18 protein-coding genes are annotated in these 16,450 nt (G+C 37.5%); 15 read left to right on the top strand and 3 right to left on the bottom strand.

Going from position 1 to position 16,450, the window contains the following annotated elements; genetic code table 11:
* Positions 1-31 precede the first annotated feature (31 nt).
* From NV377_RS10205 to NV377_RS10165, 9 genes are all read left to right on the top strand, one after another.
* The gene (locus tag NV377_RS10205; protein WP_258201093.1) at positions 32-466 is read left to right on the top strand and encodes a YciI family protein; all 435 of its coding nucleotides are present in this window, start codon (positions 32-34) and stop codon (positions 464-466) included.
* Positions 463-1,728 (top strand): RNA polymerase sigma factor, encoded by a 1,266-nt coding sequence (locus NV377_RS10200; protein WP_258201092.1) that lies wholly within the window; start codon positions 463-465, stop codon positions 1,726-1,728. Before NV377_RS10205 ends, NV377_RS10200 begins: the two co-directional genes overlap by 4 nt.
* Before the next feature lie 113 nt (positions 1,729-1,841).
* Complete coding sequence (locus tag NV377_RS10195; protein ID WP_258201091.1) at positions 1,842-2,276, top strand: YciI family protein; 435 nt, start codon at positions 1,842-1,844, stop codon at positions 2,274-2,276.
* Positions 2,277-2,319: 43 nt separating this feature from the next.
* Positions 2,320-2,661, top strand: coding sequence for a DUF1801 domain-containing protein (locus NV377_RS10190; RefSeq protein ID WP_258201090.1), 342 nt, complete (start codon positions 2,320-2,322; stop codon positions 2,659-2,661).
* A gap of 372 nt (positions 2,662-3,033) precedes the next feature.
* A complete protein-coding gene (locus NV377_RS10185; RefSeq protein WP_258201089.1) occupies positions 3,034-4,227 on the top strand; it encodes a YhgE/Pip domain-containing protein in 1,194 nt (397 codons plus the stop codon).
* 61 nt (positions 4,228-4,288) lie between these two features.
* Positions 4,289-4,846 carry a PadR family transcriptional regulator gene (locus tag NV377_RS10180; RefSeq protein ID WP_258201088.1) on the top strand — a complete coding sequence of 186 codons (558 nt, stop codon included), beginning with the start codon at positions 4,289-4,291 and terminating at the stop codon, positions 4,844-4,846.
* Positions 4,847-5,047: 201 nt separating this feature from the next.
* Positions 5,048-5,977, top strand: coding sequence for an ABC transporter ATP-binding protein (locus NV377_RS10175; protein ID WP_258201087.1), 930 nt, complete (start codon positions 5,048-5,050; stop codon positions 5,975-5,977).
* Complete coding sequence (locus NV377_RS10170; RefSeq protein WP_258201086.1) at positions 5,977-6,873, top strand: ABC transporter ATP-binding protein; 897 nt, start codon at positions 5,977-5,979, stop codon at positions 6,871-6,873. The genes NV377_RS10175 and NV377_RS10170 overlap by 1 nt, the downstream gene beginning before the upstream one ends.
* Positions 6,866-7,651 carry an ABC transporter permease subunit gene (locus tag NV377_RS10165; protein WP_258201085.1) on the top strand — a complete coding sequence of 262 codons (786 nt, stop codon included), beginning with the start codon at positions 6,866-6,868 and terminating at the stop codon, positions 7,649-7,651. Before NV377_RS10170 ends, NV377_RS10165 begins: the two co-directional genes overlap by 8 nt.
* Positions 7,652-7,746: 95 nt before the next feature.
* On the opposite strand, the gene NV377_RS10160 is transcribed toward NV377_RS10165, so the two are convergent.
* Positions 7,747-8,505, bottom strand: a complete 759-nt coding sequence (locus NV377_RS10160) for an SDR family oxidoreductase (protein ID WP_258201084.1) — start codon at positions 8,503-8,505, stop codon at positions 7,747-7,749.
* A 217-nt stretch (positions 8,506-8,722) separates the two neighbouring features.
* On the opposite strand from NV377_RS10160, the gene NV377_RS10155 reads away from it, so the two are divergent.
* Positions 8,723-9,280 carry a TetR/AcrR family transcriptional regulator gene (locus tag NV377_RS10155; RefSeq protein ID WP_258201083.1) on the top strand — a complete coding sequence of 186 codons (558 nt, stop codon included), beginning with the start codon at positions 8,723-8,725 and terminating at the stop codon, positions 9,278-9,280.
* Positions 9,281-9,523: 243 nt separating this feature from the next.
* Positions 9,524-10,210: a YjjG family noncanonical pyrimidine nucleotidase gene (locus NV377_RS10150; protein ID WP_258201082.1), complete on the top strand. Its 687-nt coding sequence runs from the start codon at positions 9,524-9,526 to the stop codon at positions 10,208-10,210.
* Between the two features lie 196 nt (positions 10,211-10,406).
* On the opposite strand, the gene NV377_RS10145 is transcribed toward NV377_RS10150, so the two are convergent.
* Both NV377_RS10145 and NV377_RS10140 read right to left on the bottom strand, forming a co-directional pair.
* Positions 10,407-11,306: an AraC family transcriptional regulator gene (locus tag NV377_RS10145; RefSeq protein WP_258201081.1), complete on the bottom strand. Its 900-nt coding sequence runs from the start codon at positions 11,304-11,306 to the stop codon at positions 10,407-10,409.
* Between the two features lie 67 nt (positions 11,307-11,373).
* A complete protein-coding gene (locus tag NV377_RS10140; protein WP_258201080.1) occupies positions 11,374-11,730 on the bottom strand; it encodes a winged helix-turn-helix transcriptional regulator in 357 nt (118 codons plus the stop codon).
* Positions 11,731-12,031: 301 nt separating this feature from the next.
* On the opposite strand from NV377_RS10140, the gene NV377_RS10135 reads away from it, so the two are divergent.
* The 4 genes from NV377_RS10135 to NV377_RS10120 all read left to right on the top strand — a co-directional run bounded on the left by NV377_RS10135 (position 12,032) and on the right by NV377_RS10120 (position 16,392).
* On the top strand, positions 12,032-12,385 hold the full coding sequence (locus tag NV377_RS10135; protein WP_258201079.1) for a DoxX family protein: 354 nt from the start codon (positions 12,032-12,034) through the stop codon (positions 12,383-12,385).
* Between the two features lie 434 nt (positions 12,386-12,819).
* Positions 12,820-14,352 carry an eCIS core domain-containing protein gene (locus NV377_RS10130; RefSeq protein WP_258201078.1) on the top strand — a complete coding sequence of 511 codons (1,533 nt, stop codon included), beginning with the start codon at positions 12,820-12,822 and terminating at the stop codon, positions 14,350-14,352.
* 269 nt (positions 14,353-14,621) lie between these two features.
* On the top strand, positions 14,622-15,227 hold the full coding sequence (locus NV377_RS10125) for a TetR/AcrR family transcriptional regulator (RefSeq protein WP_258201077.1): 606 nt from the start codon (positions 14,622-14,624) through the stop codon (positions 15,225-15,227).
* Positions 15,228-15,372: 145 nt separating this feature from the next.
* A complete protein-coding gene (locus NV377_RS10120; protein WP_258201076.1) occupies positions 15,373-16,392 on the top strand; it encodes a zinc-dependent alcohol dehydrogenase in 1,020 nt (339 codons plus the stop codon).
* The last annotated feature ends 58 nt before the right edge of the window (positions 16,393-16,450 follow it).

Genomic DNA, 16,450 nt, shown 5'->3' with positions numbered 1-16,450 from the left:
AAGCTTCACTAAATAAGAGGAGGTTATATTTATGAGATTTATGATGATTGTTAAAGCGACAACGGATTCAGAGGCAGGGGTTTTACCTAGTCAAGAGCTTATCGATGCGATGCAGAAGTATCACGAAGAATTATTAAAGGCTGGTGTATTACTTGGCGGTGATGGACTACAACCGAGTTCCAAAGGAATTCGGATTTCCTATCCAGAGCCTGGAGGAAAGGCGAAAGTCATAGATGGTCCATTTACTGAAACGAAAGAAATGATCGCGGGTTATACGCTAATTGAAGTGACATCTAGAGAAGAAGCAATTGAATGGGCTATGCGCATGCCTGATCCTCACGGTTTTGGACAGGGAGAGATTGAACTTAGACAAGTGTTTGAGGCAGAAGATTTAACGGATAATGAAGAACTATTGGAGAAAGAAGCAGCACTTCTCAAGCGGTTACAGGAGCAGAACAAGGCATGACAATCTCCCGTACACATCGAACCATAGATGCAATATGGCGAATTGAATCAGGAAAGCTGATTGCAGGATTGACGAGAATGGTTCGGGATGTGGGCCTAGCAGAAGATTTGGCACAGGATGCTTTAGTCATTGCGCTAGAAAGATGGCCGGAGAATGGCATTCCAGACAATCCGGGTGCTTGGCTGATGACGACTGCGAAGCGACGCGCAATTGATCTTTTACGCAGAACTAAGGTTCGAGATCAGAAGTATGTAGAGATTGCGCATAGTATGCAATTATATACAGAGGATGACGTTAATCAAGCTTTGGATGGGGAGATCGGTGACGATCTCCTTCGTTTGATCTTTATGACCTGCCATCCGGTATTGTCCAAGGATGCGAGAGTTGCCTTAACATTGCGCCTGTTATGCGGACTTACCACAGATGAAATCGCTCGGTCTTTCCTTACCTCCGAATCTACAATTGCCCAGCGGATTGTTCGAGCGAAGAGAACGCTGAGTGCAGAGAAGGTTCCTTTCGAAATTCCAGCGGGGAAGGAACTTAAAGAACGACTAGCCACAGTGCTTGAGGTAGTTTACCTTATGTTTAATGAAGGCTACTCGGCAACTTCTGGAGAACACTGGATTCGACCATTACTATGTCAGGAAGCACTTAGACTGGGACGTGTGTTAGCTGAGATCGCACCACAAGAACCTGAAGTTCATGGGTTGGTTGCTTTAATGGAGTTTCAGTCTTCACGATTAAAAACCCGTGTTAACTCTCAAGGTGAGCCCATTCTTCTTATGGATCAGAACAGGGTACAGTGGGATCAGCTGCTTATTCGACGTGGTTTGGCGGCACTTGAGCGTAGCCAAAAGCTTGGTCGTCCGCTAGGTCCATACTCATTACAGGCGGCAATTTCTGCATGTCATGCCCAGGCAACTGACCCAGAAGAAACCAATTGGATTCGAATTGCAGCTTTATATGAAGGGTTGGCTCGAGCAAATCCATCCCCGATCGTGGAATTAAATCGAGCGATCGCCATCTCGATGGCGTTTGGTCCATCCTTCGGGCTACAAATTGTTGATGAGTTAATGTCTGAACCTTCCCTCAAACAATACCATTTGCTACCGAGCGTTCGTGGTGATCTACTCATGAAGCTAGGACGACTAGATGAAGCAGCAATTGAATTTGAAAGGGCAGCCTCACTGACTAGAAATGCTCGTGAGCAGGAACTTTTAAGTAAACGAGCCGAAGAATGCAGGTCTAACGAGAAGCAATAATTATTTTAGAGCACTTGTCGATTATGGAGCTTTCCATTCGTCATCAGAGTAGGGAAGCATATTAGCTGTATGGTGCTGAGTCAATTTACCTTCCCTTAAGGAGGGAAACAAAAATGCGGTTTATGTTAATGGTTAAAGCAACAGAATACTCGGAAGCGGGTATAAAGCCTAGTCTGGAATACAAGACGGAGTTGAATGAGTATAATCAATCTCTAGCGAGAGCGGGTGTACTTGTAGTTGCAGAAGAGCTACAGCCTAGCGTAATTGGGATGCGAATTGTATATCCATTGCACGGAGTTGAACCTACTGTGCAGGTTGGTCCTTTCTCAAATGATCAAGAAACAATTGCAGGTTACACGCTAATCGATGTTGTTTCAGAAATTGAGGCATCGGATTGGGCTATGAGAATGCCAGTTCCAAAAGGATATGGAATATTTGAAATCGAGATGCGGAAGTTCGAAGATTATCCTGAATTGAAGCGGGTTGCGAGAACATTGGGTATGGAAGCAGATTTGCAGGATCACCTTAACTTTTATAGAAAGCAATAAAAGTAAATTTAATGTTATGTTAATGAAGAGGGGGAACTAACGAATGAACCAGGAAGTAACGGATTTTATAGAAGCTTTAGAACCGTGGCAGGGTGCGTTGTCTGCTAATCTTCGTGATGTTGTCATTGAAGCGATACCAGATGTACAAGAACGTATGCAATATAAGAAGCCTCACTTTTTGAAAAACGGAAAATATGCAGCTGTTATTTCGACATCTAAGGATGAGGTCAGCTTTACGATTTTCAATGCAACAGAACTGAATCTTCCAGAAGATATGTTTAATGGTCCAGTGGAAAGGAAGACATTTAAGCTGCGCAAAGGAGACACGTTTGATGGTTCGCAGTTAGTGTCTTGGGTTAGAACAGCATCTGGCTCACTTGCATGATTATGTTCTTATTGAAATATCTTAAAGTTTAAGTAAATTAGAGATAAGCTCTCCCAGTTAATATTGGTGAGGAGCTTATTTTTTTATGCTATCGCTATCGGATGATGTGTTAACAGTAACTTGTTAATATGATTAAACAGCAGAGACCACCAAACGGTGGTCTCTGCTGTTTTTTCAACAATCCTAATATGACAACCCAATTGTTTCCTTTTGAACTTAGACAAAAATTCTTTACAAAAAGGTTACACTAATGATTTTTTATTTGATATTAAAAATTAAATAATATAAAATAATGTAATCCAATCAAACTAGTTTAATTGAAGTAGTTTGATTAAACTTTAAGTATACTGAAAAAGAGAAGGGGAACAATACATGAAATTTACACAGTTCTTAAAAACAAAAGGTGCTATTGGATCAATCTTTATGGGGATATTCTATGCGATCGCAATGTTAGGTATTTTCTTACCAGGTTACACTGCGATACCAGGCAATGTCGATAAATTACCAATTGCGATTATTAATGATGATAAAGGTGAATACGGTAAAATGATTGCCCAACAGTTACAAGAAAATTTACCGTTTCAAGAAATAAGTACGGATGTATCGAATAAAGAAGCGTTAAAACAATTAGAGAAAAATGATTTAGCTTTAGTGGTACACATTCCTGAAACATTTTCTGCAGATATGCAAAATGGTGAAATATCATCAAGCATTGACTTCACAGTGAATGAAGCAGGCGCAACAGTTGTTTCATCAACAATGACATCCGTTGTTACTGAAATCAACAATCAATTAAGCTCACAGTTCTCGAAGCAAACAGCTCAAGGCGTCTTAATGAACCTTAACGTGCCAGAAGCTCAAGCTGCTGAAATGGCAGAGATGATCGAATCTTCGTATGTCGGTAACTTAGTGAGCATTAATGAAATTCCTGATGGTATGCATAATAATATGCTACCAATGTTTTTAACAATGGCGGGTTATGTAGGAGCAATGATTGCAGCACTGCAATTAGTAGCGGCATTTAAGGAGAGTCGTGGTAAAGCAAGCAGAAAACGGTTATTCCTTTACGTACAATTAACAGCATTAATAATCGCTGTGTTATCCTCATTAGCAGCGATGGGTATCGCATATCTTGTAAATCAACCAAGCGGTGATCTTTTCCTTAGTATGTTTGGTCAACAAATCTTAAACTATATAGTTGCGTTTAACTTCACTGCGATGTTTGTTTTCTTAATCGGTGAAGGTGGAATGATACTAAATATTCCAGTGTTATTAATGCAAACACTTGCGAATGGTGCAACAATCTCACGTGATATGATGTACGCACCATACGAGTGGATGAGTTATATTTCACCAATGTACTATTCAGTACAAGCTTACTTTGCGAACTTATATGGTAGTAATAGTGCATCACCATATCTTTGGGGGATGGTAGCTGTCGGATTAGGTGCAATGCTAATTAATGCTCTCGTAGTAGCATTTTTACACAAATCAGTGCCAGTGGTGAATGCAGAAACAAAGAATGAAACAGAGAAAGCGAAGAATACTACTGAAGTAATAGCTTAGTTTTGCTACAATGAAGGTAATACTTACCGTGAGGTAATAATTTACCGAAGGAGCGTAAACCATGGCAATTCAAATTTTTATATTAAGCAAGCTGATGAAGGGTAACAATTATCCTTATAAAATAAAAAAACAGCTTTCAGAGACCATTCCAGTATCTCAACTTGGTGGATTAACAGAAAGCAAACTATATTATAATTTTGAATCGTTAGTTAAACAGGGGCTAATCGAGCCAGTCGAAATTATTAAAGAAGAACATCGACCAGACAAACAGGTATTTGCGATTACGACAAAAGGTCGTGAAGCAATACCAGAAAAAATATATAAGTTGTTTGAGAAGGCAGATTTAATTAGTGAAATGGTCGTTGGATTAGTTAACATCAATTATGTGGATCGGGACAAAGTGGTAGAAATACTTGAACGTAAATTGCAACATCTCAAAGAGCGCTGGGAGAGTATTGCTAAATTAGATATACTAACACCGGTAGATGAAGAAAAAGCAATGTATTTAGACTTTGTTGGAGAATATGCAGCAAGTAGATCAGATCATACAATTCATTGGCTAGAAAAGCTAATAATACTGCTTAAACAAAATTCGAATAATTACGTTCCGGATAAGTGAATAATATTCCAGAAGAAGGAGCTGTCTAATAAAGGTCGAACATGACTTCTATTAGATAGCTCCTTTTAATGTTATAACAGTCTTATACCAAGTCGTGTTTATAAGATATACGTAAGTGTTCTATCTTCAGAAATAGAACGTATGCTTTCTTTAGATTACACAAAGTACAAAATGAGTGAAATAGGAGAGGCGGCTTGTGATATGGCGGTTATAGAAATCGATCATTTGACGAAAGATTATGGCCATAATCGAGGTGTTTTTGATGTCACATTCCAAGTAGAAAAAGGCGAGGTTTATGGATTTTTAGGACCAAATGGAGCCGGCAAAACTACAGCGATTCGTCATATTATGGGCTTTTCCAAACCTCAAAAAGGAAATACAACGGTAAATGGACTTAATAGTTGGCAAAATGCGAGTGACATTCTAAGAGGCTTGGGATACTTGCCTGGGGAAATTGCTTTACCAGAATATTTATCAGGCACACAGTTTATTGACATGATGGCTAAGCTTAGAGGAATTAAGGATATGAGCTATACTCATCAGCTTGTGAAACAATTTGAACTTGAACCCACTGGAAATTTAAAGCGTATGTCACTGGGGATGAAACGGAAGTTGGCCATTGTGACAGCCTTCATGCATGATCCAGATGTTATAGTATTGGATGAGCCAACAAGTGGACTTGATCCGATCATGCAGCACCAGTTTATCGAATTTATAAAGGTTGAAAAAACACGGGGTAAGACCATTTTACTTTCTAGTCACATTTTCAAGGAAATCGATGCGACGTGTGATAGAATTTCAATAATCAAAGAGGGACGATTAATGTCCACTTTTATTGCTGAGGATCTACGGAATTTAAGCGTGAAAACGTATAAGATAGAGCTAAAACATGAAGAACAGTTTAATCGTTTTCAGCTGGAACTTAATCATAATACATGTATTAACGTACAGAAAGTAGACATACATAAAAAACAAGTAGTTATTCAAGTGGACAACCGAGCAATGAATGAGCTCATTACATTGCTCGCAAATTATGATATTAATTTTTTTACAGAGATTAAATTCACTCTAGAAGATTATTTTATGAAGTTTTACGATCGTCATGTTTCTGGAGCTGGAGGTATATCTTAATGAGCTATATCGATGTTACTCATCTAACGAAAGATTATGGCGCTGGAAGAGGAATTTATGATGTGAATCTGGCTATAAATAAAGGCGAAGTATTCGGTTTTGTCGGTACTAACGGAGCCGGTAAAACAACAATCGTTCGTCACTTAATGGGTTTTCTAAAACCGCAGCAGGGTGTATTGAGGATCGATGATATGGATTGCTGGTTTCAGGCAAATGAAATCAAACAACTCGTAGGTTATCTTCCTGGGGAGATCGCTTTTCCTGATGCACCAACTGGGCTATCTTTTTTGAAGCAACAAGCAGAGCTATTGGGATTGAAAGATTTTTCATATGCAAACAAACTCATTGAGAAACTACAGCTGGACCCTACTGCTAACTTAAAGCGCATGTCTAAAGGAATGAAACAAAAAACAGCAATTGTTGCTGCACTCATGTCTAATCCTGCAATATTAATTTTAGATGAACCAACAACGGGCTTGGACCCTCTAATGCGTATGGAATTCATTGAAATTCTAAAGGATGAAAAGAAAAAGGGTAAAACAATTTTCATGTCGAGCCATATGTTTGAAGAAGTCGAAGAAATATGTGATAAAGTGGCGATGATAAAAGATGGTAAAATTATTTCACTAACTTCACAAGTAAAATATAGCGAAAATAAAATATATCAAATCGCCTTCAATGTAAAAGAGGATTTTGATCGTTTTTGTGGAGAGCCATTCGAATGTATAGCTCAAGAACTTTCGAATCAAGAAGTGACCATTAAATTGCATGACAACCAAATCAATCTATTGTTTGGTATGTTAACTACATATGATGTGAAATATATAACGGAAACCAAATACACGCTAGAAAAATATTTTACTAATATATATGAGGGAGCTACCTATCATGTTTAGTAAAACAATATTTAAACAAACTGTAAAATCGAATATTAAATTATGGCTTATTTTTACTAGTATTATCTGTGTTCTCAACGTTGTTTTAATCTCAATTTTTGACGACAGCACGATTAATAGTATGTCTGAGATGGTGAAAGGTACTCCACTTGAAAGCTTCTTAGAAAAAACAACGTTTCTTGGAATGCTTGCACAGACATTTTACTCTTTGCATGGTGTCATTTTACCGATTATTTTTATCGTGATGACAGCGAATAGTTTAATTGCAGCTCAAGTAGATAGAGGTTCTATGGCATATTTACTCTCGACGCCTATTAAACGCAGCACGATTGTTATGACACAAGCATGTTATCTTATATTAGCCGTTTTAATAATGTGCTTATTAGCAACGAGTGTTGGGATAACAGCTATTCATATTTTCCAAGCCGACTTAGTTTTTAATATGAATGATTATTTAATGTTAAATTTAGGGTTATTTCTATTAATGTTCACTATTAGTAGTATTTCATTTTTCTTCTCATGTCTATTCAACTTATCAAAAAACTCACTTGCACTAGGCTCTGGAATTCCGTTAGTGTTCTTTCTATTTCAACTAATGAGCACGGTTGATAGTAGTCTAGAGAATTTGAAATATATTACGATAAATGCTTTATTTGATACCAACGCCATCTTGGAAGGAAAGGGATATGCCCTACAATTTTTCATACTACCTATCGTGGGAATTGTACTTTATACAGTGAGTATTAAGGTGTTTAAGGAAAAAGATTTACCATTATAAGCTCACCGTTAGAAATGAAAGGGACACTTGAAGACAAATTGTCTTTAAGTGTCCCTTTCATCTTTAAGAACGAGTGTAATTTTGAAAATCCACTATTAGTATGCAGTCCAACCTGCATCAGCAGCAATAACTTGACCATTTACGAAGCTTGACTCATCAGAGCCAAGGAAAAGTGCTAGTTGTGCAATTTCATCTGGTTGACCAACGCGAGGCATTGTACCATTACCAGTCATTTGGCGACCAGCACCAAATTGAGATACACCAGTCATAGAAGATTGAATATTTGTCATTACGCCACCTGGAGCAATACCGTTACAACGGATGCCAGAATTAGCATACATATAAGCTGTATTTTTTGTTAAACCAGTAACGGCATGTTTAGATGCAGTATACGCTGCACCTGCACGAGCACCACGCAAACCACCTGCAGAAATGTTGTTTACGATAACGCCATGACCTTGCTCTAAGAAAATATTCGTAGCGATACGCATTGCACGCATAACCCCAGTCGTATTTACAGCAAATACGCGATCCCATTTCTCATCACTAATTTCACCAACAGGCTCCATACCGTCCATAATTCCAGCGTTGTTTACAAGAATATCTAGTTTACCAAATGCTTCTTGTGTTTCTGCAAACATACGCTCTAAGTCTGCTAATTCAGCAACATTCGATTGGTTAGCTATTGCAGAACCGCCATTAGCATTAATTGCTTCAGCTACTGCTTTTGCACCTTCAAAATTATAGTCAGAGACAACAACTTTAGCTCCTTCTTTTGCATAAAGCTCTGCGATAGCTTTACCCATACCTGATGCTGCACCTGTTACGATAGCTACTTTGTCTTGTAATCTCATAATATAATCCTCCTAAATTTTTTGTAGTTTCCGTGGATAACCTCGTAGAACCAAAAAGTTAATTCGAAAGCATAAACTAAAATGTAGTGTATGTTATTGTACATCTGTATAATAAAATTATAGTACATTATAGTAAGCGTATTCAATACACAAAACTTCCTCAAATTGTATGATATCCAACAAAATGATCTAAAATGTTCGATAAAGGAGTGAGTATATGAATAAAAATGATTTACGTATTGTAAAAACAAAAATTAATATACATCAAGCATTGCTTAACTTACTAAAAAACAAATCGTTATCTCAAATAAAAGTAACTGAGCTTTGTAAGGAGGCAAGCATTAATCGAGGTACTTTTTATTTTCATTATGAAGAAATAGGAGATGTCTTTAAGGAACTATTTGAGAAAATCATGTTAGATTTGAAAGACTCTTATAATGAACCTTATCGACATATCACTGTTCTAGATATAGAAAAGCTAGATCCCAAAACAGTAGGTATTTTTCATCATGTGAAAAAACATGAGCAATTTTACAGAATCGTATTATCTCGTGAAGTATCCACTACGTACTATTACATGCTATTTGATGAAATTCGATCAAATTTTATGTCAGATAAAAATACGCAAGTTCGTGGAGACATTAATGGGTATTTTTATTCCTATACTGCCAATGCTTTTATCGGACTTATTATCGAGTGGTATCGTCGTGATTTCAAGGAATCAGTTGATGAAATGAATGTGCAGTTACTTAATATTGTTAATTTAAAAATATAGAATCATTCTTAACTGTAGGCATAATGATTACGGATACTGTGAGCAGGTACAAGAACATGTATGAGGATAAACAAAGAAAGAATAACTGGGAGTTTACTTATCGTTCGTAATTAGTTTTGGAATTTGTATATGATTTGAACTGTCTTCCTATTGTATTACATAAATAGGAAGGCAGTTTTTGTTGAATTAAACGGGAACATTATGTAAGTTAAAATTAACAATCAGTAAGTAATGGAGGAAGCTATGAAATACGATATTATTATGTTTGATGCTGACGATACACTGTTCGATTTTAGTATATCGCAGAAAAATGCACTACATAACACGTTTACCCAGTTCGACCTACCTACGGGATTGGTTGACTATGAAGCTGACTATAAAGAGATTAGTAGCGTATTATGGAGAGAACTAGAACAAGGATTTATTACGACATTAGAACTCGGAGTAGAGAGATTTAGAAGGTTGTTCCTGCAGCATGAACTTGCCTTTGATGCACAAAGGTTCAGCGATGATTATCTTATAAATTTGGGTAAAGAATCTCATCTTATAGAGGGGGCTGAACAACTATGTACCCAGCTAGCCGGTTGTCGTCTAGTCATAATAACGAATGGATTTACAGCTGTGCAGCAATCAAGAATTGCTAATTCTCCGCTCTGCAATACATTTGAGTATATTATTACTTCTGAGGAAGCGGGATATCAGAAGCCTAATGAAAGAATTTTCGATTATGTATTTTCTAAGCTACAGATTACAAATAAATCTAGCGTATTAATCGTCGGTGATTCTTTAACCTCCGATATTCAAGGGGGATTCAACTATGGAATTGATACGTGTTGGTACAATCCGAATGGCAAGGAAAACAATCTAGCAATTAAGCCGACACATGAAATTCGTGAGCTTATGGAACTTGTGGAGATTGTTGAAGGTTGAGCGGGTAGTGAATAGAGAGGGAGCATTAGGTATCGCTAGATTGGTATGATATCCAGAATTAAAATTTACAATTGACCATAAAGCAGCATATGATTTAAACTAACCGTTCAAATACGAAAAGTATCTATTGAAGACTCTTGTTTGTCGAGTCTCCAATAGATGCTTTTTTTTCGGTTAATATAATTAATTCTATTGATCAATCGATCTTTCTTACGGCGAACCATAGTTCAACGTAGTTAAGCTCATCTTTGCCACCATAGATTTCGAATTCCATGCCATTAACTTGTTCATATCCTGCCGTTGGTAGCCATTCTGAGTAAAATCTTCGATACAACGTCTCGATGGCGGTGTCAAAAGTATCCCAAGTGAATGGATCAGAAGGGAATATTGCCCAAGTATGAGCAGGGATATTAACTGTAGTATATCCTTCTGTGTTACTAAACGGATGATTGAAGGCACAAAGCATATACGGGAAAGTATCATCTTCAGTTTTTCTGTAACTACAGACGGCATGCACCTTATATAAATCTTGACTTACAAATGCAGGTAAGTCACCTGAATTGGCATATAGTCTCTCAACTTCACCATTTGCATGACTTTGCTGCCAAAACTGCGCTGGCGTGTCTATTGCTTCATTACCTCCATTTGTTTGAAACACTCTTTCTATGCCAAATACTTGAAAAGACTCCTTTGTCTCGATACGATAATTCATCGCTTCTGCTCCTTTAATCGTAATAAGGAAGGAGAGTCGAGGATAAGCTTTGAGCGCAATTCCATCTTGGCGGGCCTTTGAAGGAGTGATTCCATGGACTAATTGAAATGCTCGCGCGAAAGAAACTGGCGATTCATAGCCATACTTCATAGCTATATCGATTACTTTGCTATCGTCGCTATTTTGGAATTCAAGTGCGGCTAGTGTAAGACGTCTACGCCGAATATATTCCGCAAGCGTCACATTGGTAATGAAAGAGAACATTCTTTGGAACTCATGCGACGAACAGCAAGCTTTATGAGCTACTTCCGCAAGTTCAATCTCTCCACATAAATTCATCTCGATATAATCCATCGCCCGATTCATTCTCGTAAGCCAATCCATCTGATCCCCTCCTCTTAATGAGAGTATAAAGAAGTTAAAGCATCGTCTCGCAACTAATTGTGCACAACTAAGTTGTTATCGATTCTACCGTTCTATTGTCGCCATATAATTTGTTTAAATGGTCCACATGATTGACTCCCCATTCATGGATTGCCTGTAAAGCAGTGCTCATACTGTTTCCGTATTCCGTAATTGAATATTCAACCTTTGGCGGGATTTGGCGATATACTTCGCGATGAATGATGTCGTGATATTCTAACTCCCTTAATTGTTGGGTAAGCATCTTTTTCGAAATGTCAGGAATTGCTCTTTGCAATTCACTGAATCTCATCGTGCCATTTGAAAAAAGTTGATATAAAATAACAGGCTTCCACTTACCAACAAGTATTTCTAAGGCGGTTTCAACTTTACAAGTATCCGACATTATATATCCTCCTACAATTTTTCTAAGTATACTAGTTAAGCTTCCTCGTAGAAAATACGTCGGAAGCATAAATCTAGGAAATGAATGGTTCTCCAAAAAGTAGGTTACTTTTTGGAGACTAGGTTAATTTAAAGTGCCTACTTACAATAAATAAACTTTAAGATTATTATAATACCGTAAGGAAGATTAATACAAGAGAACACCTAGTATATAGATCCAATGCATTTATTTAGAAATTATATAAGAAATATGTTCTATTAACGTGAAACAATAATAACATCAAAAAAAGGAGGAATTATGTATGAATATCGCATTATGGATTGTACAAGGACTTTTAGCATTAATGTTTATTGGGGCGGGTTCGACGAAAGCTTTTCAGTATGAAAAAGCAAAAACTTCTTTGCCTTGGGTAAAAGATTATTCAAGAGGTTATGTCGCATTTATAGGGATTTCAGAAGTGCTAGGTGGAATAGGTTTGATCGTACCTTATGCTACAGGAATAGCGCCTGTATTAACCTCGATTGCAGCAATTGCACTAGCAGTTGTTATGGTTTTTGCAGCAGTGTTCCATGCAAAGCGAAAAGAATATTCAGGATTGGTTATGAATATTATATTACTTGCATTAGCCGTGTTTGTAGCGATTGGTCGCTTTTAATTAGACGATTCAAATTGCTTTAGTGTTTATACAACACCTAATTTGATTGGTTGAAAGTCTGGTGAGAAGTGGGAGTTATTCCTACGGCTTACCAGGCTTTTTGTTGTGATGTGATCGTAATGCATAATGTGATTTCGATAAAATCTATTTTAATGTAGAAATAGATAAAAATTACAGGTGATTAGGCTGTTTATGTAGAATAAAATACTAGAAAATATTAACATACTGGTAACACTTAGAATGAAGGATCTGTTCGAAAGGTGTTACATCGTGCGTTTCAGGTGAAGGAAGAAATGTCTACTTTGATTAGTGACTTGACCTATTTCCAGGTGGGGAAGCACTGTAATTATGTTTGTTTACTCATTGATTTTTAGATTGAGCTTGAGTAAGCGGATAGACAAAGCAATCCAATATTCAGGAGGTGCAATTAACCTATGCATGAAGAGGTAAAGGGAACTAAACAAAATGTTAGTCATTCTACTTTCTCTCAAATTACACCAGCAACCATGAAAAATTATACAAACTCGATGGCATCGATGCAGCAAAATACACGGAAAGAACAAACGTTTCCCCCTACAGCTGCCACTACGCTGCAACGCATGGTCGGCAATCGCCAGCTTGGTAAAATAATTCAAGCCATGCATAATCAATCAGTAAAACACCCCTCTTCTATTCCTTCTGAACAGAATGGCTCCTCTCAACACGATAGAAATTTCCAACATGCTCAATCACCTCAACATTATGATGCAACTTCCAACGGTATTATTGTTCAACGGGCAAGCGTTCCTAATAATACTGAATTGCCAGAACAATTGAAGACGGGAATCGAGGCGCTGTCAGGCATGGCAATGGATGATGTAAAAGTACATTATAATTCCGCCCAGCCCAAGCAACTTGATGCCCTTGCCTATGCACAGGGCAACGATATTCATCTTGGGCCAGGACAAGAGCAGCATCTGCCGCATGAAGCTTGGCATGTTGTCCAGCAGCGACAAGGAAGAGTTAAGCCGACACTCCAGTTAAAGGGAATTGATGTTAATGATAATGAACAGCTGGAGAAAGAAGCTACCGTATACGGTAATCGTGCATTGCGTTTAAGTATAGGGGACGCTGTTGCAGCTCAACCTGCTACAGGCTCTATGCCATTAGCGGTGGCTCAGCTTATGCTAATTAAAGTTAAAACGAAAAAAGGACAGACAGGACGTCTAATTTCCTCAGTAGAATTTGAAGGGAGAGTGCCTACAACCGCTAAAGGAGGGCAGGGTGATCATACTGTTGCTGATTTTTTGCCAAAGCTGATGCTGGAGCAAATGTTGTGTGGGTTGACTCACCAGGAGGCTGGAGGAATAATTGGGACTGTATTTAATCTTGTTGATGAGAAAACGCAAACCTCATTTAAGAATGATGACTCAAAAATGGTTAAGCTTGACTTTACAGAAGTGAATGAACAGCTCCAAAAATACCGGGAAATGAGTGAGGATACTTCGATGGAGGGTGAGGATCTAAATTCAACGCTTGAAAATTTGTTGGACGCTTATTTAAGATTGTGGAACAAGCGGACGGGTGCAGCATACAGTCGCGAGGATGGCAAGACAGATGGCGGAGGAGGCGGTATGAAAGAGAAAGAAGCGAAGAAACAGATTATGATGCTAGGAGAACGTGCTCGGGATATTGGTGGAGACGAGGAAATCGCTATGGATACCGTACCTAGTTTACTGGATTCTATCGATTTCTTAGTATCACCAGGTACAATAAAGGAAGCAAGCGATCATATTAGTATGGCATTGGAATTAATGCTGCATTCATATCCTGAGTTAGAGTATAACGGGAGTGATGTTATGTATAAGCTTGTCGGTGCCTATTCAGAAAAAATGAATCTGAAAGAAGCGGAAGCACAGGAGTTATTTACTTACTGCTACAAGTCATATTACGGAGAAAGTGACGACTTTGACATGAATGAGCGATAAGCTACTAATGTCAAGATCAGACATATAAGCATCATCAAATGCAATTTAAGAGTCTAAATTGAAGTTTTTTCTTTAGTGCTCCTGTAGCTGTATAATAACTTATTTTTGATTATTGTAATGAAAATTGAATATTACGTTGCACTCACAAGTTGAAAGCTTTGAATCTAAGCGGAATAAAGAAAGGAGTGAAACTCTTAAATTAGGGATCTCATGTAAATCAACATTCTGTAGTATAATTTACAGTATGTAAATGATGTACAAGGGGTGACATGATGTCTAATGAAGTGAAAGTAGATTTACGTGTGCAAAGAACAAAAAAGCTAATTCGCAATGCATTTGTAGAGTTGCTTGAAGAAAAAGAATTGAACAAAATCACGATCAATGCGATTACAACTAAAGCAGAAATTAATCGAGTGACCTTTTACTTGCATTACAAGGATATTAATGACTTGATTGATAGTATGTTGAATGAGCTAATTGCTGAACTTGAAAAAGTATTATTGGATAAATTAGATAGAGCATACAAGACTGGCGATGAGTTATCGTCCTTAATCTTACTATTAGAACATATCGCAGAAAACTCTCGTATCTATAAAGTGTTACTTGTTACTAAAAACATTCCTTACTTTACACCGAGATTAATGGATATACTCTCTGCGTTAATTATCAATAATACAGAGAAGAAATCAATTAAAGATCCAGAAGATTTTTTGAAGATGAATATCCCGTCAGATATAGCTGCTTGGTATGGCACATCTGCAATGATTGGTACCATATCGATGTGGGTAGGTAATGACATGCCATATACACCTAAATTTTTAGCAGAGAAAATAATCGAGTTGAATCCTTTCAAACCTGAAAAAAATAATAAGTAGTAAAAGTGTTTATTATAAAAAAGTTATACAACACATTTTTCGTATATGTAGTTTTATTTACAGTATGTGGATTATTGTAGATTGCCGACCTCATTAAAAACTATTAACATTAAAGAGTACTCATAATGTTAAAGGGGTGTTGAAAATGATGAAAGTTGGTATTTATCATGGTCAAAATAATGTTGGTGTAGAAGAGCGCCCTATTCCAAAAGTAGGTCCTAATGATGCACTAGTTCGAATTTTAACTGGTGGTATATGTGGAACAGATATTAATATTGTTAAAGCAGGATCTGAAATGGGGATTCGCTTTGGTTCAGAATTCGGTCACGAAATGTTCGGTGAAATCGTTGAGATAGGTTCTGATGCAGACAAACAATTAAAAGTAGGTATGCGTGTAGGTGTGAATCCAATTACTGCAAAACGCGCAGGTCGTCGTTATTCCCTAGAAGTAGGAGCATTTTCACAATATGTGCTAATTGAAGATGCTGCGTTAGACTATAATTTATATGAATTTGCTGACTCTGTAACAGCAGAAGAAGCGGCTTTAATGGAGCCAATGAGCGTAGGTTTCCATGGTGCGTTCAGTGTAAGCCCTCAGCTTGGCGAGAAAATTGTTGTGCTTGGAGCTGGACCGATAGGCTTATCTGCTGCAGCAGGTTTAATTGGCGAAGGAATTAAAGATGTTTGTGTTGTGGATGTTGATGACTGGCGGTTAGCGAAAGCTAAAGAATTAGGTGCGTTAACAGTTAATACGATGAATGAATCTTTAGCAGAAGGCTTAGCGAAGCATTTTGGTGAAGTAAATGTTTATGGTGTTAATGTTCCGGCCGTTGATGCTTTCGTAGATGCAGCAGGAGCTTCTGTATTAATTGAGCAGGTAATGAAGATTGCAAAGCCGAATGTACGTATTGCGATTATCGCTGTTTATAAACATGAAGTACCAGTAAGTCTTAGTCAAGTAATGAGTAAAGAAATTAAAATTATTGGTGCAAGTGGTTATACACACGAAGATATCGTCAAAGTCATTAATCACATTAACAATAAGAAAACGAATATATCTACAATCGTAACTCATACCTTCAAATTAGATGATATCCAAGCAGCATTTGATCATGCGATCGCTGCAAAAGAAACGATTAAAGTTATTGTTGATTTAACTAAATAATGAATAACATTGTAATTGTTATGATAGAGCAAGAGTTCATGTTGAGATAGTTTTCAGC

Source organism: Paenibacillus endoradicis (assembly GCF_024721975.1).
The sequence above is the reverse complement of the archived record's forward strand: the minus strand, read 5'-3'. Positions and strand labels throughout refer to the sequence as shown.